The following is a 21,720-nucleotide window of genomic DNA, read 5'->3' as shown; positions in this document are numbered from 1 at the left end:
CTGTGGATGTCAGCCGTCCATCAGATCCGGGTAGGGGCAGAGTTCCAGCTCGGAGGTCGGACGGTCGGCCCACTTCCACCAGACGTGTTGGTCGGAGCAGCCCCAGACCACACGGCAGGTGCGGCGGTCGTCCTCCTCGCGGTGGCAAAGCGCCATCGCGCCGGCTTTCAACGGGCCACCGCACTGGGGACAGGTCGGTACGGACTCGGTCGGCATCCCTGCAACGTATCCCTTGGCTCCGCTGACCCGACGGGTTCCTCCATGCCCGTTGCGCTGTCGTCGCCGCAGGGCAAGCCGCATTGGTCGACCGCCCCGCCGAGCGACCCGTACGGCACCCGAAGCCCACGGCCCGGCCGGCTCGGACGCCGTGGGCTTGGTCCGTGGCCGGCCGCGGTGTCCTCGGTACCGCCGGCGGCGGGCCCCGCCGTACTCAGGAGCAGGTCTTGCCGTCCTTCGGCACCGTTCCCTTCAGCAGGTATGCGTTCACCGTCGAGTCGACACAGTCGCTGCCGCTCCCGTACGCCCCGTGGCCCTCGCCCTTCCAGGTGAGCACCACGCCGACGCCCTTGCCCAGTTCGTCCGCCATCCTGCGCGCCCCCTCGTAAGGCGTCGCCGGGTCGCCCGTGTTGCCGACCACCAGGACCGGCGCCGCACCCGGCGCGCTCACCTCCGGGGTGTCGTACTGGCCGGCGACGGGCCAGTCGTGGCACCAGCCGGCCGTGTCCCAGCCGAGGAAGTCCCCGAAGACGGGCGAGATCCGCTCGAACTCCGGCAGTCGCTTCTTCGTCTCCTCCAGCGTGGGCCGCTGCTTGTCGTCCAGGCACGATATGACCCGCTGGGAGTGGGTCGTCGTGCCGTAGTGACCCGATCCGTCCCGCTCGTTGTAGCCGTCGGCGAGCTCCAGCAGCCCGGTGCCGTCGCCCTGTTGCGCCTCGTTCAGCGCGCTGGTCAGGCTCGGCCAGCCGGCCTCGCTGTACAGCGGCAGGACGATGCCGGTGACCGCCAGCGACTGGGTCAGTTTCCGCCCCGAGGAGGTGGGCAGCGGCGTGGTGTCGATCCGCGAGAGCAGGTCCGCGATCTTCCGTGTGCCCTTCTGCGGGTCCTGGCCGGTGGACTTGAGGTAGTCGTCCAGCGCGCGCTGGAAGCCCCGGGTCTGGTTCTCGGCGTGGCCCACCGTGTCGGCACTGGGGTCGACGACCGCGTCGAGGATCAGCCGCCCGACGTTCTTGGGGAACAAGTGGGCGTAGACGCCGCCGAGTTCGGTGCCGTAGGAGATGCCGAAGTAGTGCATCTTCGCGTCGCCGAGGACCTGGCGCATCAGGTCCATGTCCCGGGCGGTGTCGGTGGTCGAGACGTGTGCCATCAGGTCGCCGGCGGCCTTCTTGCAGCCCTGGCCGAAGTCGGTGGCGTCCTGGAAGTACGCCTGCTCCTCCGCGGGGGTGTCGGGTGTCACGTCGATCGACTCGGCCGCCTGGATCTGCCGGTCACCGCGGCAGCGCACCCCGCCGCTGGCACCGACCCCGCGCGGGTCCCAGCTCACCAGGTCGTACCGTTCGCGCAGCGCGGACACGGTGGAGGCGTACGACGGCATCGTCGACACCCCCGAGCCGCCAGGGCCGCCGAAGTTGAACAGGAGCGAGCCGATGCGGTCCCCGCCGCGGGCCTTGGCGCGGATGACCGCCAGACCGATCGTCCGGCCCTCCGGCTTCGCCCAGTCCAACGGCACCTTGAGCCGCGCGCACTGCCAGTCGCCGCCCGGTGCGAGGGAGTCGGCGGTGGCCTTGCAGCGTCCCCAGTCGACCTTCTGGGACGTCAGGGACGCGGGCAGCGCGGGCGTCCTGGCGGAGGTGCCGGGCGAGGACGGTCCGGAGGACGCCGTGGCCCCGCCCGTGCCCGTGTCGTTCTTGCCGTTGCCGGACGACGAGCCGCCGCTGCAACCCGCCGCCAGAAGTGCGGCGGCGGCCCCCAGTGCCGCCCAGCGTGCCATTCGAGCCATCCGTGTGATCCCCCCAGGCAGGCCGTACGCATCGAACAGCGCACGGCGGTCAGGCCATACTAGGCGGAGCGAGCCCAGCCCGTCGGACCCTGTGGATAACCTTCTGACCTGCAGTTTTGATGACATGGGTGGCATCTCAGGAGCACACGGTCCCGGCCGCGGGCACCTTTCCCCGCAGCAGATAGCCGTTCACCGCGCTCTGTACGCACTTGTTCTTGCTGTCGTACGCGCCGTGCCCCTGGCCGTTGTACGTCAGCTCCACACCGACGCCCTTGCCCAGCGCGTCCACCATCCTGCGTGCCCCCTCGTACGGCGTGGCCGGGTCGCCGGTGTTGCCCACGACGAGGATCGGCGCGGCTCCGGGGGCGTGGACGTCCGGGTGGTCGGCTGCTCCGGCCACCGCCCAGTCGGTGCAGTTCATCATGCCCCAGGCCAGGAAGTCCCCGAACAGCGGTGAGGCGGCGCGGAATTCGGGCAGCTTCCCCTGCACGTAGTCGGCGGTGTAGCGGGGCTTGTCGTCGGCGCAGTTGATGGCGACGTTGGCCGGGATGATGTTGCTGTAGTCGCCGTCGGTGCTGCGCCCGTTCATCGCGTCGGACAGCAGCATCAGGATCCGGCCGTCGCCGTCGTAGGCGTCCTGCAACCCCTCGGTGAGGTACTCCCAGAAGTCCTTCGAGTACAGGGACTGGGCGATGCCGTTGGTCGCCGCCGTCTGGGTCAGCTCCCGCGGCAGGATGCCGGGGATCGGCTTCTTGTCGAGGCTGTTGAGCAGGGCGGCGATACGGTTCTTGACGTCCTGGGGGCTGTCCCCGACCGGGCACTCCTCGACTTTCGAGGTGCAGTCCTCGGCGTAGTTGTCGAGTGCGAGCTGGAAGCCGGCGGCCTGCCCGAGCGAGCTCTGCTCCGGGTTCTGAGTCGGGTCGACGACCCCGTCGAAGACGGCGCGGCCCACGTTCTTGGGGAACAAGTGGGCGTAGACGCCGCCGAGTTCGGTGCCGTAGGAGATGCCGAAGTAGTGGAGCTTGTCGTCACCGAGGACCTGGCGCAGCAGATCCATGTCGCGGGCCGCGTCGGTGGTGCGGACATGCGGCAGCACGCGCTGGGAGTTCTTCTCGCAGGCGGCGTTGAACTGCCGGGTGTTCCTCAGGAAGGCGGCGCGCTCGGCGGCGTCGTCCGGGGTGGCGTCCTGCTGGAAGTACCGGTCGAGCTGCTGGTCGTTCTCGCACTTCACTCCGGCGCTGCGGCCCACCCCACGCGGGTCGAAGCTCACCAGGTCGTAGCGGGTGCGCAGGGCGGCGTAGTCCTCGCCGAAGGCCGGCAGGGTGCTGACGCCCGAGCCGCCGGGGCCGCCGAAGTTGAACACGAGCGAGCCGATGCGTTCGCTCTGCGGGCCGCTCGTCCTCGCTCTGATCAGCGCGATGTCGATGGTGTCGCCCGTGGGGTCGCTCCAGTCGAGGGGGGCCTTCATCGCGGCGCACTGCCACGCGTCGCCGTCCGGCAGCGGGGAGGGCGCCGTACCGCCGCCCTCGGCCTCGGACGGGGCCGGGCAGTCCTGCCAGTCGAGCGTCTGGGCCGCCAGGCCTCCGTCCGCGGGGTCGCCGCTGCAACCCGCCAGCACCGAGGACAGCAGCACGGCGGAGGCGGTCAGCGCGGCGGCACACGGCCGGGGGAGGCTGGGCATGATCCCATCGTGCTTCCGCGCCCTTCCGCGCGCGCGGAAGCACGGGCCGTACGAGGTACGGCGGCCGTCCCCGTCAGAGCGAGCCCCGGCGCGACAGATGGTTGAACGCCAGCCATCCGGGCAGCACCGGCAGCCACAGCGTCAGCAGCCGGAACAGCAGCACGGCGGGCGCGGCGACCTCCTTGGGGAGACCGACGGCGATCAGGCCGACCGTCAGGGTCGCCTCGACCGCGCCCACACCGCCGGGCGTCGGCGCCGCGGATCCCAGCGCGTTCCCGGCGAGGAAGACGACGGCGACACTGGCGATGCTGACCGAGACCGAATCGCCGCCGAAGGCCCGGATCGACGCGTCCAGGCACATCACGAAGCAGAAGGTGAGCAGCAGCATGCCGCCGATGCCGGTGACCAGCTTCTGCGGCCGCTGGAGCACGTCCAGCATGCGCGGCACGACTCCGGCGAACAGTGACCTCACGCGCGTGACGATGAACTTCCGCAGGAGCGGTACCGAGGTCACCACCAGCACGAGCACCGCCACCGTCAGCAGACCCGCGATGACCGTCCGGGACGGCGACAGCGACGGCGTCTTCTCGGTGCCGGTCAGATAACCGAAGGACAGCAGCATCAGGATGTGGCAGCCGAGCCCGAACAGCTGCGACGCGCCCACGCTCGCCACCGCGAGTCCGGGCCGCACCCCCGCCCGTTGCAGGAACCGTGTGTTGAGGGCGACACCGCCCACCGCGGCCGGAGCCACGATCTTCACGAAGGACCCGGCCACCTGGGCCGCCACGGTCCGCAGGAACGGCACCCGCTCCGGCACGAACCCGAGTAGGCTCATCGCCGCGGCCACATAGCTCAACGCCGAGAACAGCACCGCCGCGACGACCCAGCCCCACTGGGCGTCGGAGAACACGGTCGCGAACTCGATGTGGGTGAGCTGCGTCAGCAGGAAGTAGGCACCGATGGCGCCCGCGATGAAGCTGATCAGAGTGCGGGGCCGTACCCGTTCGAGACGGGCCGGCTCGACCGGTGCCTGCGGTCTGATCCGCAGCACCTGGTGCCGGATCTGGGTGAGCAGATCCTCCTCGCGCGCCTCCTCCAGAGCCTCGTCGATGGCTCTCTTCTCGGCTCGCTGCTCCGCTCGTACGGTCTTCTTGTCCTGCTTGTCGGACACCGCGGGCACGGCGTCGTCACCGGCCGCCTCCAGGCGGTCCTGCTTGGCCTGCCGGGACGCCTCCAGGACCGCCTCGCGTTCGCGGTGCGCGCGCTCCCGGGCCAGTTTCCGCAGCGTCGCGCGCGTGGAGCGGGTCAGCGCGATGGGCTGGAGCATCGGCAGACAGTCGGCGACGGCGTCGGGGCCGAGGACGCCCACCGCCGAGGCGACCGCGCGCTCCGCGCCCGCCCGCAGTCCGAGCGTGGTCACGAGCTGGGCGACGTCCATGCGCAGCAGCAGATCGCCGGCCGCGATCTCACCACCGCGCAGATCGGTGAGGATGACCTTGCCGGAACGATCCACCAGAATCGCCTCGCCCGACAGCCGGCGGTGCGCGATGCGCCGCGACTGAAGTGCCTGCACCTGGTGCCAGGTGTGGTGCAGCAGCTCGTCGGTGATCTCCTCGTCGGCCAGCGAGTCGAGGGTGCGCCCGCCGGTGTGCTCGTAGACGAGCATCACGGCGTCGGGGCCGAGTTCGGAGGTCGCGATCAGCTTGGGCGCATTGGCGCCGGCGGCGATGGCCGCGTACGCGAGCAGTGCCTCCTGCTCCAGCGCCTGGCGCAGCGACTGGAGACTGCTGCGGGTGGCGAAGCCGCGCAGCGTCAGGTTGCGCCAGGCACGGTAGAAGAAGCCCTGTGCCTGCTGTTCCCGGTCGACCACCGTGACGTCCAGCGGCGGGCCGTCCTCCAGGGTGACGAAGTAGCGCCGTCCGCGGTCGCCGTTCTCCGTGGTCTCGGAGACGTCCTCGCGGGCCGCGCTGACCGGGTGGAAGCCGACGGTCCGCAGCCCTGCCATCAGCGTCCGCCCGGTGGGACGGACGTTCGGCGAACCGACCGCGTAGAGCGTTCCGTAGGCCACGGTCCAGCCGATCAGCACCGTCAGGATGATCGAGAACGGGGTCGTGTAGCCGGTGACCAGCATGGAGAACGCGTCGAGGAGCAGCACGATCCACAGCACGGAGCGCCAGCGCGGTCTGCGGGACATGCCGACGGCCGTCATGTACGCGATGACGGGGGCGAGATAGCCGTGCACTGGGTCGGTCAGGGCATGGATGTCGCCGGGGGAGGGCTGGGTGAGCGCATCCTGGATCGAACCGGGAGCGCCCTTGGCGACCCACAGGTCGGTGGCGAGGGTCACCCCGTGCGCGAGGACCGCCGCCAGCACGCCGTCGGCGATGCGCAGCCCGTCCCGCTTGATCAGCCGCTCGATCGCGAAGGCGACCGGCACCAGAAGGATCGCGATGCTGGACGCCAGCCCCGCGATTTTGATCAGCAGATCGGGTGCCTGGCCGGTGCCCTTGTTGATGTCCTGTTCGAGCCCCGAGGTCGTCCCGTGTGCGAATGCGGAGACCGCCAGCAGGACGACGACGGCGAGCACGCCGACCAGCAGCCGCATGAGGTCGGAGGGGCGGTGCACGCGCGCGGGGAGCAGCGGTTCGTCGCCCTCGACCGCGTCGGCGTGGGCCTCGTCCCGGTCATGGTCCGCGGCGGGCCGCCTACCGGCCGCCCCCGCGCTGTCGCCGCCGTCGGCGTCGTCCGCCTGCTTCCGGTACGCGTCGGCGGTGTCCGGGCGCGACGCAGCGCCAGAGGTGCCCTCCGCGTCCTCGGGGTGCACACCCTGCTGCTTCATCATCTCTTCTTGGTCTCGTATCACCGGTTCACCGCCCGCACGATGGTGGCACGCCGCACCGACACACGGGGGCATCAGGGTGCAAATGTGAGGGCGCACAGTCTGCCTCAAGCCTCGTCCGAGGGCGAGAGTCACGCATGGTCGCGAGACCGTCGCACTGTCGGTGGGATGCGGCAGGATGGGACGAATGAGCGAGCAGAGCCTTCCGGAGGACGCCCACCCGGAGTACGCGGACGCGCTGCCGGAGTACGCCGAGCGGGTCCTCGAGGTCGCCGAGTTGATCCCACCCGGACGTGTCATGACCTACGGGGACGTCGCCGAATGGCTGGAGGAGGGGGGTCCGCGCCAGGTCGGCCGGGTGATGTCCCTCTACGGCGGAGCCGCGCCGTGGTGGCGTGTCGTGCGCGCCGACGGTGTCCTGCTGCCCGGCCACGAACTGCGGGCGCTCGACCACTACCACGCGGAGGGAACACCGCTGAAGGCGGCGAGCCGGGCCGCACAGGGCCATGTGCCACGCGTCGACCTGCGGCAGGCGCGCTGGGACGGCGGTGAACGTGCGGATGGTCACATCTGACAGCTTCCGCCACGGCAGTGGCCCGGGGGAAACCCGTGGCCCGTACGAGGGAGGCCGGGCACGCCCGCCGCATGCCGTACGTTCGTGAGGCGAGGGGCGTGCGCGGCGCACGGGCCGCGAGGGTCGCGAACGCTGTGCGGGAAGAACAGGAAGCCCTGCTTCCGCGGCATCCGTCGGCGTAGCGTCGCCTGCACGCGTCCCCCTCACCCCGCGGACACCGCCCGCCACGCGTGAGGCGCCCGCCCGTGACCCGACGACCACCGTCGCGACGGCGTCCCGCGCCGACAGCGACAGCCCCCAGCACACCCACCAGGACCGGCGAACCACGTGAGCTCCTCTTTCTCCACCGAACACCTGCCGCACCCCGTGCGGCAGGGGAGTCGTGGCGCTTACCGACTGGTCCGTACCCCGCCGGCGCGACCGCAGCCTCCTCGACTGGACGCTGCCCAGCGCGCCGTGGTTGACCACACCAGCGGACCACTGCTCGTCCTCGCCGGTCCGGGCACCGGCAAGACCACCACCCTCGTCGAGTCCGTGGCGGCCCGGGTCGCCCGGGGCGACGACCCCGCGCGCATCCTGGTGCTCACCTTCAGCCGCAAGGCCGCCGTCGATCTGCGGGACCGCATGGCACAGCGGGTCGGCGCCGCCCGCGCGCCGCAGGCGACCACCTTCCACTCCTTCTGCTACGCCCTGATCCGCGCCCACCAGGACAGTGAGCTCTTCGTGGAGCCGATGCGCCTGCTCTCCGGCCCCGAGCAGGACGTCGCCGTCCGCGGGCTGCTGGCCGGGCAGGTCGACCTGGAGCGGCTCGGCCTCGCCCATGTGCGCTGGCCGGACGAACTGCGCGCCTGTCTGACCACCCGCGGTTTCGCCGACGAGGTCCGCGCGGTTCTCGCCCGCAGCCGTGAGCTCGGCCTGGGACCCGGGGCCCTGGAGGACTTCGCCCGCCGCATCGGCCGCCCCGACTGGCGGGCGGCGGCCGCCTTCCTCGCCGAGTACCTCGACGTCCTCGACCTCCAGGGCGTGCTCGACTACGCGGAGCTGGTCCACCGCGCGGTGCTCCTCGCCCGCCGTCCCGAGACCGCCGGGCGGCTCGCCACGCAGTACGACGCGGTCTTCGTGGACGAGTACCAGGACACCGATCCGGCCCAGGTCCGGCTGCTGCACGCCCTCGCCGGCGGCGGCCGCACCCTGGTCGCGTTCGGCGACCCCGACCAGTCGATCTACGCCTTCCGGGGCGCGGACCTGAGCGGCATCCTCGACTTCCCCCGGACCTTTCCGCAGGCCGGCGGCCACCCGGCCCCGGTCGAGGTCCTGCGCACATCCCGCCGCTCCGGTGCCGCACTGCTGGCCGCCACCCGGCTGCTGACCCGCCGGATGCCGCTGACCCGCCTTCCGGCGGAGAAGGTGCGCGCCCACCGCGAGCTCACCGCGGTCCACGAGGGCGGGCGGGTCGAGGTCTACACGTATCCGACGGCCGGCACCGAGCTGGACAACATCGCCGACATCCTGCGCAGAGCGCATCTGGAGGACGGTGTGCCGTGGGCCGAGATGGCGGTGCTGGTGCGCGCCGGCGCACGCGTCATCCCGTCCGTCCGCCGTGCCCTCACGGCCGCGGGCGTCCCGCTCGACATCGACGGCGACGACCTTCCGCTGCGGCACGAGCCGGCGGTGGCTCCGCTGCTGACGGCGCTGCGGACGGTGGCGGCGGCGGAGGCCGCGGGACGCGGCGGCGACGTGCACGACGTACACACGGACGATCTCCAGGAGCAGGAGCAGGAGCAGGAGCAGGAGCAGGAGCAGGAGCAGGAGCAGGAGCAGGAGCAGGAGCAGAAGCAGGAGCAGAAGCAGGAACAGGGCCGGGAGCCGGGTTCGGAGCCGGAGCCGGAGTCGGCATCGGAGTCGGCATCGGGCGAGGGCGAGGGGGCGGAAGCGGAGTCCGGGCCCGAGACGGGTGCGGATGCCTGCTGGCTGGGCACCGAAGCCGCGCTGACCCTGCTCACCTCCCCGCTCGGCGGGATGGACGCGGCCGACCTGCGCCGCCTCGGACGGGCGCTGCGCGAGGAGGAGCGGGCGGCGGGAAACCCCGTGCCGCCGCCCTCCGACGAACTGCTCGCGCGGGCGCTCGCCGAGCCCGAACGTCTGGTGGCGCACGACCCGGCGTACGCCCGCGGCGCACAGCGACTCGGCGCGCTCCTGAGGAAGGCCCGGGAGCGGCTCGCGGGCGGCGGAAGCGCCGAAGAAACGCTGTGGGACCTGTGGGAGGGCACACCGTGGCCCGGCCGTCTGGAACGGTCCGCGCGCCGCGGCGGAGCGGCCGGCCGCAACGCCGACCGTGACCTGGACGCCGTGTGCGCGCTGTTCGCGACCGCCGCGCGCGCGGAGCAGCGCACCGGGGGCCGGGGCGCGCTGAACTTCCTGGAGGAGATCGAGGCCGAGGACATCGCCGCCGACACGCTCACCCGTCGCGCCGTGCGCCCCGACGCCGTCCGGCTGATGACCGCGCACCGCTCCAAGGGCCTGCAATGGCGCCTGGTCGTCGTGGCCGGCGTCCAGGAGGGACTGTGGCCGGACCTGCGCCGCCGCGGCTCCCTGCTGGAGGCCGACCGCATCGGTCGTGATGGACTCGCCGAACCGCTCACCCCCGGCGCGCTCCTCGCCGAGGAACGACGGCTGTTCTACGTGGCCGCCACGCGCGCGAGGGAACGCCTCGTCGTCACCGCGGTGAAGGCCCCCGCCGACGACGGCGACCAGCCCTCCCGTTTCCTCACCGAGCTCGGTGTGGAGCCGAGGGACGTCACCGGTCGCCCCCGCCGCCCGTTGTCCGTCGCCGCGCTCGTCGCCGAACTGCGCGCCACGACCGTGGACCCGCGGGTCTCCGAGGCGCTCAGGGAGGCCGCCGCCGACCGGCTGGCCCGGCTCGCCGCCCTCGCCGACGACGACGGCCGGCCGCTGGTGCCGTCCGCGCACCCCTACCGCTGGTGGGGCATGTTCGAGCCGACCGAGAGCAAGGTGCCGCTGCGCAACCGCGACCATCCCGTCGTGCTGTCCGGCAGCGCCCTCGACCAGCTCGCCAACACCTGCGCCCTCCAGTGGTTCCTGGGCCGCGAGGTGAAGGCCGACACGCCCGCGAGTGCCGCGCAGGGCTTCGGCAACGTCGTGCACGTCCTCGCCGACGAGGTCGCCTCCGGGCACACCCCGGCCGACCTCGACGTCCTCATGGAGCGCCTCGACTCGGTGTGGAACGCGCTCGCCTTCGACGCGCCCTGGAAGTCGGCGCAGGAGAAGGAGAACGCGCGCGTGGCGCTCGAACGCTTCCTGAAGTGGCACGTCATGGACCGCGCCGGGCGTACACCGGTGGCGAGCGAGCACGACTTCGACGTCACCCTCGGGGCGGGCGACTACGAAGTGCGCATCCGCGGCCAGATGGACCGCGTCGAGAGCGACGCGGAGGGCCGCGCCTACGTCGTCGACTTCAAGACCGGCAAGCAGACACCCAGTGCGGCCGAGGTGGCCCGCCATCCCCAGCTCGCCGTCTACCAGCTCGCCGTCCGCGAGGGCGCGGTGGACGACGCCTTCGCCGGTGCCCGTCCCGAGCCGGGCGGCGCCGAACTCGTCCAGCTGCGCCAGGGCGCCGCGAAACGGGACGGCGGCGAGAGCCTGCCCAAGGTGCAGGCGCAGGAGTCGTTGGCGGGGCCGGAGGGGGAGTGGGTGGGAGACCTGCTGGCCACGGCCGCCGGCAAGGTCCTCGACGAACGCTTCACCCCCACCGCGGGCCAGCACTGCACGCACTGTTCCTTCCAGGCCTCGTGCAGCGCGCGCCCGGAGGGCCGGCACGTGATCGAGTGACCCACGCCCGCGCACCGGGCCACCGACCACCGTGCGGCGCCACACCCAGGGCGCGGCGCCGCTCCCCGAGTACCGCACCACACCCCGAGTACCGCACAGCTGCTGTGACGCACCGCATCGCAGGCGGCGCGACGCACCGCGCGGCCGCTCTGTGACGCACCGCACCACCCGTGCTGACCTGCGCTTCGTGCTCGTCCGAGCGCCGATCTGGCCTCCGCTGTCGGTGCCCACGGCTAGCCTCTTTGACGTGCCAGCCAGCATCACCGACCCCGAGCAGCTCAAAGAGCTCCTCGGCATCCCGTTCACCCCGGAGCAGACGGCCTGCATCACCGCACCGCCCGCCCCGCAGGTCATCGTGGCCGGAGCCGGGTCGGGCAAGACGACGGTGATGGCCGCACGTGTGGTGTGGCTGGTCGGCACCGGCCAGGTCGCCTCCGAGCAGGTCCTCGGCCTGACCTTCACCAACAAGGCCGCCGGTGAACTCGCCGAGCGCGTGCGCAAGGCACTGGTCAAGGCGGGCGTCACGGATCCCGACGTCATCGACCCGGACCACCCACCGGGCGAGCCCGTGATCTCCACGTACCACTCCTTCGCCGGCCGTCTCCTGACCGACCACGGCCTGCGCATCGGACTCGAACCGACCACCCGCCTCCTCGCCGACGCCACCCGCTACCAGCTCGCCGCCCGCGTGCTGCGCGAGGCCCCGGGCACCTACCCCGCGCTCACCCGTTCCTTCGCCGACCTGGTCGGCGACCTGCTCACCCTCGACGGCGAGCTCGCCGAGCACCTCGTGAGCCCCGAGGACCTGCGCGCTTGGGACACCGGACTGCTGCGCACCCTGGAGAGCGCCAAGCTCACCAACGCGGAGCTGCGCAAGGTCCCCGAGACGGCCGCCGCCCGCCGCGAGCTGGCCGGCCTGGTGCTGCGCTACCGGGCCGCCAAGCGCGAGCGCGACGTGCTCGACTTCGGCGACCAGATCGCCCACGCGGCCCGGCTGGCCCTGCTTCCCGAGGTGGGCCGCGTGCTGCGCGACGAGTTCCGCGTGGTGCTCCTCGACGAGTACCAGGACACGTCGGTGGCCCAGCGAATCCTGCTCTCGGGTCTGTTCGGCGGCGGCACCGGCCATCCGGTGACCGCCGTCGGCGACCCCTGCCAGGCGATCTACGGCTGGCGCGGTGCCTCCGTCGCCAACCTCGACGACTTCCCCGAGCACTTCTCCCACGCCGACGGCCGCCCCGCCACCCGCCAGGCCCTCAGCGAGAACCGCCGCAGCGGTGGCCGCCTCCTCGATCTCGCCAACGGCCTCGCCGAGCCGCTGCGTGCCATGCACGCGGGCGTGGAGGCGCTGCGCCCGGCCCCCGGCGCCGAACGCGACGGCACGGTCCGCTGCGCCCTGCTGGGCACCCACGCCGAGGAGATCGACTGGCTCGCCGACTCCCTGGCCCACCTCGTACGGACCGGGACGGCTCCCGGCGAGATCGCCGTCCTGTGCCGTACGGCCGGCGACTTCGCCCTGATCCAGGGCGCCCTCGTCGCCCGGGACGTGCCCGTCGAGGTGGTCGGCCTGTCCGGGCTGCTGCACCTGCCCGAGGTCGCCGACCTCGTGGCCGTCTGCGAGGTCCTCCAGGACCCGGGAGCCAACGCGTCGCTGGTCCGGCTGCTGACCGGTCCGCGCTGGCGCATCGGCCCGCGCGACCTCGCCCTCCTCGGCCGGCGGGCCCGGCTGCTGGTCTCCCACACGCGCGTGGGCGCCGACGACGACCCCGACCGCAGGCTCGCCGAGGCCGTCGAGGGGGTCGACCCCGCCGAGGTGACATCGCTCGCGGACGCCCTCGACACGTTCCTGGAGACACCGCTCAACGGCGCCGGGGACGACGACGGGCTGCCCTTCTCGCCCGACGCGCGCGTACGGTTCGCCCGTCTCGCCGGCGAGCTGCGCGAGCTGCGCCGCTCCCTGTCCGATCCGCTCATGGACGTGCTGCACCGCGTCCTCGCCGTCACCGGCCTGGAGGTGGAGCTGTCGGCGTCCCCGCACGCCCTGGCCGCCCGCCGCCGTGAGACCCTGTCGAACTTCCTCGACGTCGCCGCCGCCTTCGCCGCGGGGGACGGCGAGGCCTCCCTGCTGGCCTTCCTCGGCTTCCTGCGCACCGCCGCCCAGTACGAGAAGGGCCTCGACAACGCCCTTCCCGGCGGCGAGAACACCGTCAAGGTGCTCACCGCACACCGCTCCAAGGGGCTGGAGTGGGATGTCGTCGCGGTCCCCGGCCTGGTCACGGGGGCCTTCCCCAGCGACCGGGGCCGGGAGAAGTGGACCGCCCAGGGGAAGGTGCTGCCGCACGAGCTGCGCGGCGACGCCGACACCCTGCCTGACATCGACTCCTGGGACTCCCGCGGGATGAAGGCCTTCCACGAGGCCATGAAGGAGCACCAGCACACCGAGGAACTCCGCCTCGGGTACGTCACCCTCACCCGCCCCCGTTCCCTGCTGCTCGGCTCCGGCCACTGGTGGGGCCCCACCCAGAAGAAGCCCCGCGGCCCGTCCGGCTTCCTCCAGGCCCTGTACGACCACTGCGTGGCCGGGCACGGCGAGATCGAGGCCTGGGTGGACGAGCCCGGGGAGGACGAGGAGAACCCGGCCCTGCACCGGGCGACCGCCGACCAGGTGTGGCCCCTCCCTCTCGACGAGGCCGCCCTCGCCCGCCGCCGTGCGGCCGCGGAGACGGTCCTCGCCGGGCTGGAGGTCCTCGCCTCGCGCGGGGACGGCCACCCCGCCGCCGCGCACGACCCCGACACCGCCGACGACCCGGACTGGCCCGCCCTGCCAGACCTGCCGGAGGCCGACGAGCCGTCCTTCCTCGAGGAACCTCCCTACGACGACCACGCACCCCTCCACGAGGGCGGCGACCCCTTCGACGGCGACCCCTTCGACGAGGACACCCCGGACTGGGAGTCACTGGCCACCGACCGCCCTGTGCCCGCGAGCCGTCCCACGCCCGCGGACCGCCCGACGGTCCCGCACCAGGCGACCGCCCCGGAATCCGCGCAGGCCGGGCACCGAGTGGCTCCCGGGTACGACGGGCTCCCGGAGCGCGTCCACCTCACCCCGGAGGAAGCCCGTGCCGTCGCCTCCTGGGACCGTGACCTCGGCGCCCTCACCGACGAGCTGCTGCGCGCCCGGCAGAGCGTCAGGGACGTCCCGCTGCCCATGACGCTCACCGCGTCCCAGCTGCTGCGCCTGGCCGCCGACCCGGACGGGTTCGCCCAGGAACTCGCGCGCCCCATGCCGCGCCCCCCACAACCGGCCGCGCGCCGGGGCACCCGTTTCCACGCTTGGGTGGAGGCGCGCTTCGAAGAGTTGACGCTGCCCATGCCGGAACCCGATGAACTGCCCGGCGGCGAACACGACATCGCCGACGAGCACGACCTCCAGGCGCTCAAGGACGCCTTCGAGCGCACCGACTACGCACACCGCACGCCCTACCGCGTCGAGACCCCGTTCCAGCTCACCCTCGGCGGACGCGTCGTGCGGGGCCGTATCGACGCCGTCTACCGGCACCGCGGCGCCGAGGGGACGACGTACGAGATCGTCGACTGGAAGACCAGCCGCACCCGCACCGCCGATCCGCTCCAGCTGGCCCTGTACCGGCTCGCCTGGGCCGAGCAGCAGGGCGTGCCCCTGGAGTCCGTCACCGCCGCCTTCCTGTACGTCCGGGACGGCGAGGTCGTACGGCCCGACCGGCTCCCCGACCGGGCCGCGCTGGAGCGTCTGTTGGCCGAGGAGCCGTCCGTGTGACGAAACGCCCAACCGGGATGTCACTGAGTGCCTATAGGCTCGTGAACATGAGCCAGACCCCGGACAGCGCCGTCCGTACGTACATCGAGCAGCACCGCGCCGCCTTCCTCGCCGCTCTCACCGAATGGCTGCGTATCCCGTCCGTGTCGGCCCAGCCCGACCACGCGCACGATGTACGGCGCAGCGCCGACTGGCTCGCCGCGAAGCTCCGCGAGACCGGCTTCCCGACCACCGAGGTCTGGGAGACCGCGGGCGCTCCGGCCGTCTACGCCGAGTGGCCCGCCGAGGACCCCGAGGCACCCACCGTCCTGGTCTACGGCCATCACGACGTGCAGCCCGCCGCCCGCGAGGACGGCTGGGACAGCGACCCCTTCGAGCCCGTCGTACGCGACAACCGCCTCTACGCGCGCGGGGCGGCCGACGACAAGGGGCAGGTGTTCTTCCACACACTCGGTGTCCGCGCCCACCTCGCGGACACCGGCCGGACCGCCCCTGCCGTCCACCTCAAGCTGCTGATCGAGGGCGAGGAGGAGTCCGGCTCGCCGAACTTCCGCGCTCTCGTCGAGGAACGGGCGGACCGGCTGTCCGCCGACGCCGTGATCGTCTCCGACACGGGCATGTGGGCCGAGGACACTCCCACGGTGTGCACCGGTATGCGCGGCCTCGCCGAGTGCGAGATCCGGCTGTACGGACCCGACCAGGACATCCACTCCGGCTCCTTCGGCGGCGCCGTGCCCAACCCGGCCACCGCCGTCGCCCGGCTGGTCGCCGCCCTGCACGACGAGCACGCGCGCGTGGCGGTGCCCGGGTTCTACGACGGCATCGTCGAACTCACCGAGCGCGAGCGGCAGCTCTTCGCCGAGCTGCCCTTCGACGAGGGGCAGTGGCTGCGCACCGCCAAGTCGCACGCCCTGCACGGCGAGGCGGGGCACACCACCCTGGAGCGCATCTGGGCGCGCCCCACCGCCGAGGTCAACGGCATCGGCGGCGGCTACCAGGGCCCCGGCAGCAAGACGATCGTCCCGTCCGCGGCGCTGGTGAAACTGTCGTTCAGGCTGGTCGCGGGCCAGGACCCGGACCACATCGAGAAGGCCGTCCGCGCCTGGGCCGCCGAGCAGGTGCCCGCCGGGATCCGCTGCGAGATCACGTTCGGCGCGGCCACCCGCCCCTGTCTGACCCCGCTGGACCACCCGGCCCTGCAGTCCGTCGTGCGCGCCATGGGCCGCGCCTTCGGCAAGCCCGTCCGCTTCACCCGCGAGGGCGGTTCGGGTCCGGCCGCCGACCTTCAGGAAGTGCTCGGCGCCCCCGTGCTCTTCCTGGGCATCTCCGTCCCCTCGGACGGCTGGCACGCCCCGAACGAGAAGGTCGAACTCGATCTGCTCCTCAAGGGCGTCGAGACCAGCGCGTACCTCTGGGGCGACCTCGCGCAGAACTGGCGCCATGCGCCCTGACCGCCGTGCGCTCTCCGGCAGGGGACCGCGCGAGGGGCACACTGGAGAAACCGCCACGCAGCCGGAAGCCCCGCCGGACCCGGTCACCTTCTGCCGCACGTTCCGCTGAACCGCCCGCCGAAACGAACCGTTCCACCGGGGGAGATGGAAGCACCTGTGACCACCTGGACCGACCACACCGCCGACCGACCCATCTCGCTCGCCGCGCCCAGCGGCATCGACCGGGCCGCCCACCACCGACTCGACGAAGCCTGGCTCGCGGCGGCGTGGAGCCACCCCACGACCCGCTGCTTCGTGGTCTCCGGCGGCCAGGTCCTCATCGACGAGACGTCCGACGGGCGCACCGAGATCGTCATGACGCCGTCGTTCGAGGCTCCGCTCACCGAGGCGCACCGCTACTTCCTGGGCACCGACGAGGACGGCGTCAGCTACTTCGCGCTCCAGAAGGACGGCCTGCCCGGCCGTATCGACCAGTCCGCCCGCCCCGCCGGGCTGCGCGAGGCCGGTCTGCTGCTGTCCCCCCGGGACGCGGGCCTCATGGTGCACGCGGTCGGCCTGGAGAACTGGCAGCGCACCCACCGTTTCTGCTCCCGCTGCGGCGAGCGCACGGTCATCGCCGCGGCCGGCCACATCCGCCGCTGCCAGGCGTGCGGTGCCGAGCACTACCCGCGCACCGACCCCGCCGTGATCATGGCGGTCACCGACGAGGACGACCGGATCCTGCTCGGGCGCCAGGTGCACTGGCCCGAGGGCCGCTTCTCGACGCTGGCCGGGTTCGTCGAGCCCGGCGAGTCCATCGAGCAGTCCGTGCGCCGCGAGGTTCTCGAGGAGGTCGGCATCCTCGTCGGCCGGGTCGAGTACGTGGCCAGCCAGCCCTGGCCGTTCCCGTCCAGCCTCATGCTGGGCTTCAAGGCGTACGCCACGTCCACCGAGATCGAGGTCGACGGCGACGAGATCCACGAGGCCCGCTGGTTCTCGCGCGACGAACTGACCGCCGCCTTCGAGACCGGCGAGGTGCTGCCCCCGTACGGCATCTCGATCGCGGCCCGTCTGATCGAACTCTGGTACGGCAAGCCACTGCCGACGCGCAGCTTCGTCTGAGGCGGCTCCAGGGAGCAGGGGGCGGCCCCTCTCAGGGGAGCAGGGGGCGTCCCTCGATCGCGGCCCGGATGTGTTCGTCCCTGAGCGCGTCCTGGCCGTGCTCGGCGACGAAGGCGCGCACCCGGCCCAGCGGGGTGTCCGGCGGGGGCGGCTCCTCGCTGATCGTGAAGCCGAGCATCTGGGCCCAGAACGCTGCGGCCACGTCCTGCGGGTCGTTCATGTCCATGCCCCGCACGGTAGACGGAGGGTCTGACAACCGGGCGGCGGGCAGGCATCCGGAGCGGGCGAGAGGCACATGGGACACCCCGCGGGATACGCAGAACCCCCGATCGGCCGTGAGGGTCGTCGGGGGCCGCGTCGTTCGCGGGTCAGGCGCCGAGCGCCTGCTTGACCTGGGCGAGGCTCGGGTTCGTCATGACGACCTCGGTGCCACCCGTGGCGGGCACCACCAGGACGGTCGGGACCGTCTGGTTTCCGCCATTCGCCTTCTCCACGAATGCCGCGGAGTCCGGGTCGTGCTCGATGTTGATCTCGTTGTACGTGATGCCCTCACGGTCCAGCTGGCTCTTCAGCCGCGTGCAGTAGCCGCACCACGTGGTGCTGTACATCGTCACAGTGCCCGGCATGTCTCTCGTGCTCCTTCGGCGTTCGGGGGACGGGTGATCGCAGGGGGTGAACGTACGTGAAGAGGTCACCATTCCCGCTCGGCGGCCGACGGGGACGTGATGCCTGCCGCATTAGTACGACCGCGAGGGCCCGCCTGTGGACAACCGGCGCACCCGTCCCGGGCGACCTGGCAGCATGGCCATGTGACACCAGCAACGCACTCCACACTCTTCCCGCAGGTACCGGACTCGGCCGACGCGGTGCTCGACGGGCTCGACCCCGAGCAGCGCGAGGTCGCGACCGCCCTGCACGGACCGGTGTGCGTGCTGGCAGGCGCGGGCACTGGCAAGACCCGGGCCATCACCCACCGCATCGCCTACGGCGTCCGGGCGGGCATCCTCCAGCCCTCCAGCGTGCTCGCCGTCACCTTCACCAACCGGGCCGCCGGAGAGATGCGCGGCCGGCTGCGTCAGCTCGGTGCCGCCGGGGTCCAGGCCCGCACCTTCCACTCCGCCGCCCTGCGTCAGCTCCAATACTTCTGGCCGAAAGCGATCGGTGGCTCCATGCCCCGGCTGGTCGACCGCAAGGTCCAGCTCGTCGCCGACGCGGCCGCCGCCTGCCGCATCCGTCTGGACCGGGGCGAGCTGCGCGACACCACCGCCGAGATCGAGTGGTCCAAGGTCACCCAGACCGTCCCAGCCGACTACGCGGCGGCCGCTGCCAGGGCCGGCCGCGAGGCGCCTCGCGCCCCCGCCGAGATCGCCCAGCTCTACGCCGCCTACGAGGACCTCAAGCGCGACCGCGGCGTCATCGACTTCGAGGACGTCCTGCTGCTGACCGTCGCCGTCCTCCAGGACCGCCGCGACATCGCCGAGCAGGTCCGGGCCCAGTACCAGCACTTCGTCGTGGACGAGTACCAGGACGTCAGCCCCCTCCAGCAGCGTCTGCTGGAGCTGTGGCTCGGCGACCGCGACGACCTCTGCGTGGTCGGCGACGCCAGCCAGACGATCTACTCCTTCACCGGGGCGACCCCCGACCACCTGCTGGACTTCCGCACCCACCACCCCGGCGCAACCGTCGTGAAACTGGTGCGCGACTACCGCTCCACCCCCCAGGTCGTCCACCTCGCCAACGGCCTGCTCGCCCAGGCCCGAGGCCGCGCCGCCGACCACCGCCTCGAACTGGTCTCCCAGCGCGCCCCCGGACCTGAGCCCCTCTACACCGAGTACACCGACGAGCCCGCCGAGGCCGAGGGCGCCGCCCGCCGCATCCGCGACCTCATCGGTGCCGGCGTCCCGGCCGGCGAGATCGCCGTCCTCTTCCGCACCAACTCCCAGTCGGAGACGTACGAGCAGGCCCTCGCCGACGCCGGCGTGCCCTACCAGCTACGCGGCGCCGAGCGGTTCTTCGACCGTCCCGAGGTCCGCAAGGCGGGCGTCGCCCTGCGCGGCGCGGCCCGCTTCGGCGGCAACGACTCCCTCCTCGACGACGCCGTCGACCTGCCGTCCCAGGTGCGTGCCGTGCTGTCCGGCGAGGGCTGGACCGTGCGGCCCCCGGCCGGCTCCGGCGCCGTCCGGGAACGCTGGGAGTCGCTGGCCGCCCTGGTGAACCTCGCCCAGGACTTCGCCGCCGCCAAGCCCGGCGCCACCCTGAGCGACCTCGTCGCCGAGCTCGACGAACGGGCGAACGCCCAGCACGCCCCCACCGTGCAGGGCGTCACCCTCGCCTCCCTGCACTCGGCCAAGGGCCTCGAGTGGGATGTCGTCTTCCTGGTCGGTGTCGCCGAGGGCATGATGCCGATCACCTACGCCAGGACCGACGAGCAGATCGAGGAGGAGCGCCGCCTGCTCTACGTCGGTGTCACCCGAGCCCGCGAGCATCTGCACGTCTCCTGGTCGCTGTCGCGTTCCCCGGGCGGACGGGCCGGCCGCAGGCCCAGCCGGTTCCTCGACGGGCTGCGCCCCGGTTCGGGCAGCACGGCCGGACGTGCCGGGCAGGGCGGCGCAGGCGGCATCGAACGCGGCTTCACCGGCGGGGGACAGACCGCCGTCCCGCGCCGGACACAGCGCACCCCGGCCCGCTGCCGGGTCTGCGGGCGCACCCTGACCGACGCCGGCGAGATGAAGCTGATGCGCTGTGAGGACTGCCCCTCCGACATGGACGAGGGCCTCTACGAGCGACTGCGCGAGTGGCGTGGGGTGCAGGCGAGCAGCAGTGGACAACCGGCGTTCTGTGTCTTCACGGACAAGACGCTGATGGCGATCGCCGAGGCCGCCCCCGACGAACCGGGCGACCTCGCGCGGATCCCGGGCGTCGGGACCCGCAAGCTCAACCGCTACGGGGCCGATGTCCTGGCCATCTGCGCAGGCCGGGAGCCCGGTGGGGACAACGGCGGGGACTGATGCGAACTCGTCGAAAAAATAGTTTGCGCACGCCCCAGCAATCCCCATAGGTTCTTAGGCACGGGGACGGAGGCCTTCTCGAAGGCCCCGATTCCGTGCTGTACTTACATATCCGTCGGACTGGGCTCACACCCCGGTCCCCCAAGACGCCGAGAGGAGGCGATTCCAGTGATCAGCATCAACACCAGCTCCACCAGCACCGTGAAAATGACCGATCCCTCGGTCGTCTCCGCATGCGTGCTCGGCGTCTCCAACCTGGGCACCGGTGCGTCCGGCATTCGTGTCGAGCGTCCGGCCACCTCCCTGTCCCTCGCGGGTCTTCCCGTCCGCGAACGCAGCGAGCGACCGATCGAGGCACTGGAAGCAGCAGTAGTGGCACAGGCCAAGGCCTATGCCTTTACGGCGACCGGTGCCGGAATCCGGAAGCAGCAGACGACGCACCACCACCTGATGTGGGCCTTCCGTGGGCCAGAACCCTGGAGTGATCCAGCCTGATCGTCGATCAGGCCGGCGCCTTCAGGGCCGCGGAACCCCATCCGGGATCCGCGGCCCTTCTGTTTGTCCCCGAACGGGGACGACGGAGCGAAGGGGCCTCGGGACAAGAGAAAAGAACCCGGTACCACGCCGACAGCCGGTTCAACAGAGCCGGACCGACCAGACGAGGAAAACCCGCCGTGCAACTCGAAGCGCACGCCCCGTCCGTACCGCCTTCCGAAGCGATCCCCAAGCCCGGCCTCACGGAGGACCCCACCTTGACCCCGCTCACCCCGCTCACTGCGCTCACCGCGCTCGACGACGCCATCGAGAGCCTCGGCGTGCCGGTCCCCTGCCGCTCCTACGACCCGGAGGTCTTCTTCGCCGAGTCCCCGGCGGACGTGGAGTACGCCAAGTCCCTGTGCCGCACCTGCCCGCTGATCGAGGCCTGCCTCGCCGGCGCCCAGGAGCGGCGTGAGCCCTGGGGCGTCTGGGGCGGCGAGCTGTTCGTCCAGGGTGTCGTCGTCGCCCGGAAGCGGCCGCGTGGCCGCCCGCGCAAGAACCCGGTCACGGCATGAACATCGCAGGAACCATCGACCGTCCCCTCACGAACGACCCCCAGAAGCAGGCCCCGATGAAGACGTCCGCCAGCGAGCCCACCGGCTCCGCGACTCCAGACTTCACCACCAGCGGCGCGACCGGCTCGCGTCAGAACAGGACCCGAGAGATGCAACTCATCCCAGAAGCCTTGGCTCGTGCGCATATGCACGACCGCCTGCACGAGGCGGAGCAGGAACGCCGGGCCATGCGCCTGGTGACCGCCCGCCGGATGCAGCGCAGGGCCGAGCGCGCCTCGATGCGCGCCCGCTCGCGGCCGAGGCGCCGAACCGTGGGGTGATCACCTGATCCAGCGCGGCCGGCAGCAGCGCGGCGAGGCGCTCGTCGGAGCCCGCG

At 72.3% G+C, this 21,720-nt stretch carries 15 protein-coding genes; 9 read left to right on the top strand and 6 right to left on the bottom strand.

From position 1 onward, the window contains the following. Positions 1–9 precede the first annotated feature (9 nt). From ABT085_RS17380 to ABT085_RS17365, 4 genes are all read right to left on the bottom strand, one after another. On the bottom strand, positions 10–156 hold the full coding sequence (locus ABT085_RS17380; RefSeq protein ID WP_351607862.1) for a hypothetical protein: 147 nt from the start codon (positions 154–156) through the stop codon (positions 10–12). Between the two features lie 274 nt (positions 157–430). Then, on the bottom strand, positions 431–1,996 hold the full coding sequence (locus ABT085_RS17375; protein ID WP_351607859.1) for an alpha/beta hydrolase: 1,566 nt from the start codon (positions 1,994–1,996) through the stop codon (positions 431–433). A gap of 136 nt (positions 1,997–2,132) precedes the next feature. Further along, positions 2,133–3,677 carry an alpha/beta hydrolase gene (locus ABT085_RS17370; protein WP_351607856.1) on the bottom strand — a complete coding sequence of 515 codons (1,545 nt, stop codon included), beginning with the start codon at positions 3,675–3,677 and terminating at the stop codon, positions 2,133–2,135. A gap of 73 nt (positions 3,678–3,750) precedes the next feature. After that, positions 3,751–6,516, bottom strand: a complete 2,766-nt coding sequence (locus ABT085_RS17365; protein WP_351607887.1) for a lysylphosphatidylglycerol synthase domain-containing protein — start codon at positions 6,514–6,516, stop codon at positions 3,751–3,753. Positions 6,517–6,703: 187 nt separating this feature from the next. On the opposite strand from ABT085_RS17365, the gene ABT085_RS17360 reads away from it, so the two are divergent. The 5 genes from ABT085_RS17360 (at position 6,704) to nudC (ending at position 17,284) form a co-directional block, all read left to right on the top strand. After that, positions 6,704–7,090 (top strand): MGMT family protein, encoded by a 387-nt coding sequence (locus ABT085_RS17360; RefSeq protein ID WP_351607853.1) that lies wholly within the window; start codon positions 6,704–6,706, stop codon positions 7,088–7,090. A 327-nt stretch (positions 7,091–7,417) separates the two neighbouring features. Further along, complete coding sequence (locus tag ABT085_RS17355; RefSeq protein WP_351607850.1) at positions 7,418–10,939, top strand: ATP-dependent helicase; 3,522 nt, start codon at positions 7,418–7,420, stop codon at positions 10,937–10,939. A 247-nt stretch (positions 10,940–11,186) separates the two neighbouring features. Beyond that, positions 11,187–14,732, top strand: a complete 3,546-nt coding sequence (locus tag ABT085_RS17350) for an ATP-dependent helicase (RefSeq protein WP_351607847.1) — start codon at positions 11,187–11,189, stop codon at positions 14,730–14,732. Between the two features lie 47 nt (positions 14,733–14,779). Further along, the gene (locus ABT085_RS17345) at positions 14,780–16,183 is read left to right on the top strand and encodes a dipeptidase (protein WP_351607845.1); all 1,404 of its coding nucleotides are present in this window, start codon (positions 14,780–14,782) and stop codon (positions 16,181–16,183) included. A gap of 156 nt (positions 16,184–16,339) precedes the next feature. Continuing rightward, positions 16,340–17,284 carry an NAD(+) diphosphatase gene (gene nudC / locus ABT085_RS17340; RefSeq protein ID WP_351607842.1) on the top strand — a complete coding sequence of 315 codons (945 nt, stop codon included), beginning with the start codon at positions 16,340–16,342 and terminating at the stop codon, positions 17,282–17,284. Between the two features lie 31 nt (positions 17,285–17,315). Here nudC and ABT085_RS17335 read toward each other — a convergent pair whose 3' ends face one another. Further along, positions 17,316–17,510: a hypothetical protein gene (locus tag ABT085_RS17335; protein WP_351607839.1), complete on the bottom strand. Its 195-nt coding sequence runs from the start codon at positions 17,508–17,510 to the stop codon at positions 17,316–17,318. Between the two features lie 142 nt (positions 17,511–17,652). Beyond that, positions 17,653–17,910: a glutaredoxin family protein gene (locus ABT085_RS17330; protein WP_152891521.1), complete on the bottom strand. Its 258-nt coding sequence runs from the start codon at positions 17,908–17,910 to the stop codon at positions 17,653–17,655. A 183-nt stretch (positions 17,911–18,093) separates the two neighbouring features. Here ABT085_RS17330 and ABT085_RS17325 point away from each other — a divergent pair, with 183 nt between their 5' ends. The 4 genes from ABT085_RS17325 to ABT085_RS17310 all read left to right on the top strand — a co-directional run bounded on the left by ABT085_RS17325 (position 18,094) and on the right by ABT085_RS17310 (position 21,664). Next, positions 18,094–20,292, top strand: coding sequence for an ATP-dependent DNA helicase UvrD2 (locus tag ABT085_RS17325; RefSeq protein WP_502982745.1), 2,199 nt, complete (start codon positions 18,094–18,096; stop codon positions 20,290–20,292). 168 nt (positions 20,293–20,460) lie between these two features. Then, complete coding sequence (locus ABT085_RS17320) at positions 20,461–20,787, top strand: hypothetical protein (protein WP_351607833.1); 327 nt, start codon at positions 20,461–20,463, stop codon at positions 20,785–20,787. A 179-nt stretch (positions 20,788–20,966) separates the two neighbouring features. Further along, entirely contained in the window at positions 20,967–21,344 is a 378-nt protein-coding gene (locus ABT085_RS17315) for a WhiB family transcriptional regulator (protein ID WP_351607831.1), read from the top strand. Then, positions 21,341–21,664 carry a putative WhiB-interacting protein gene (locus tag ABT085_RS17310; RefSeq protein ID WP_351607824.1) on the top strand — a complete coding sequence of 108 codons (324 nt, stop codon included), beginning with the start codon at positions 21,341–21,343 and terminating at the stop codon, positions 21,662–21,664. The genes ABT085_RS17315 and ABT085_RS17310 overlap by 4 nt, the downstream gene beginning before the upstream one ends. The last annotated feature ends 56 nt before the right edge of the window (positions 21,665–21,720 follow it).

The organism is Streptomyces sp. NPDC002265 (assembly GCF_040296125.1).
Classification (GTDB): domain Bacteria; phylum Actinomycetota; class Actinomycetes; order Streptomycetales; family Streptomycetaceae; genus Streptomyces.
Note: the sequence above shows the minus strand (reverse complement) of the source record. Positions and strands in the feature narration are given on the sequence as shown.

Excerpts from the sequence above, each read along its gene's own strand:
- ABT085_RS17345 (WP_351607845.1), top strand. The coding sequence starts at position 14,780 with ATGAGCCAGACCCCGGACAGCGCCGTCCGTACGTACATCGAGCAGCAC.
- ABT085_RS17360 (WP_351607853.1), top strand. The coding sequence starts at position 6,704 with ATGAGCGAGCAGAGCCTTCCGGAGGACGCCCACCCGGAGTACGCGGAC.
- ABT085_RS17370 (WP_351607856.1), bottom strand. The coding sequence starts at position 3,677 with ATGCCCAGCCTCCCCCGGCCGTGTGCCGCCGCGCTGACCGCCTCCGCC.
- ABT085_RS17330 (WP_152891521.1), bottom strand. The coding sequence starts at position 17,910 with ATGCCGGGCACTGTGACGATGTACAGCACCACGTGGTGCGGCTACTGC.
- ABT085_RS17310 (WP_351607824.1), top strand. The coding sequence starts at position 21,341 with ATGAACATCGCAGGAACCATCGACCGTCCCCTCACGAACGACCCCCAG.
- ABT085_RS17380 (WP_351607862.1), bottom strand. The coding sequence starts at position 156 with ATGGCGCTTTGCCACCGCGAGGAGGACGACCGCCGCACCTGCCGTGTG.
- ABT085_RS17375 (WP_351607859.1), bottom strand. The coding sequence starts at position 1,996 with ATGGCTCGAATGGCACGCTGGGCGGCACTGGGGGCCGCCGCCGCACTT.
- ABT085_RS17335 (WP_351607839.1), bottom strand. The coding sequence starts at position 17,510 with ATGGACATGAACGACCCGCAGGACGTGGCCGCAGCGTTCTGGGCCCAG.
- ABT085_RS17365 (WP_351607887.1), bottom strand. The coding sequence starts at position 6,516 with ATGAAGCAGCAGGGTGTGCACCCCGAGGACGCGGAGGGCACCTCTGGC.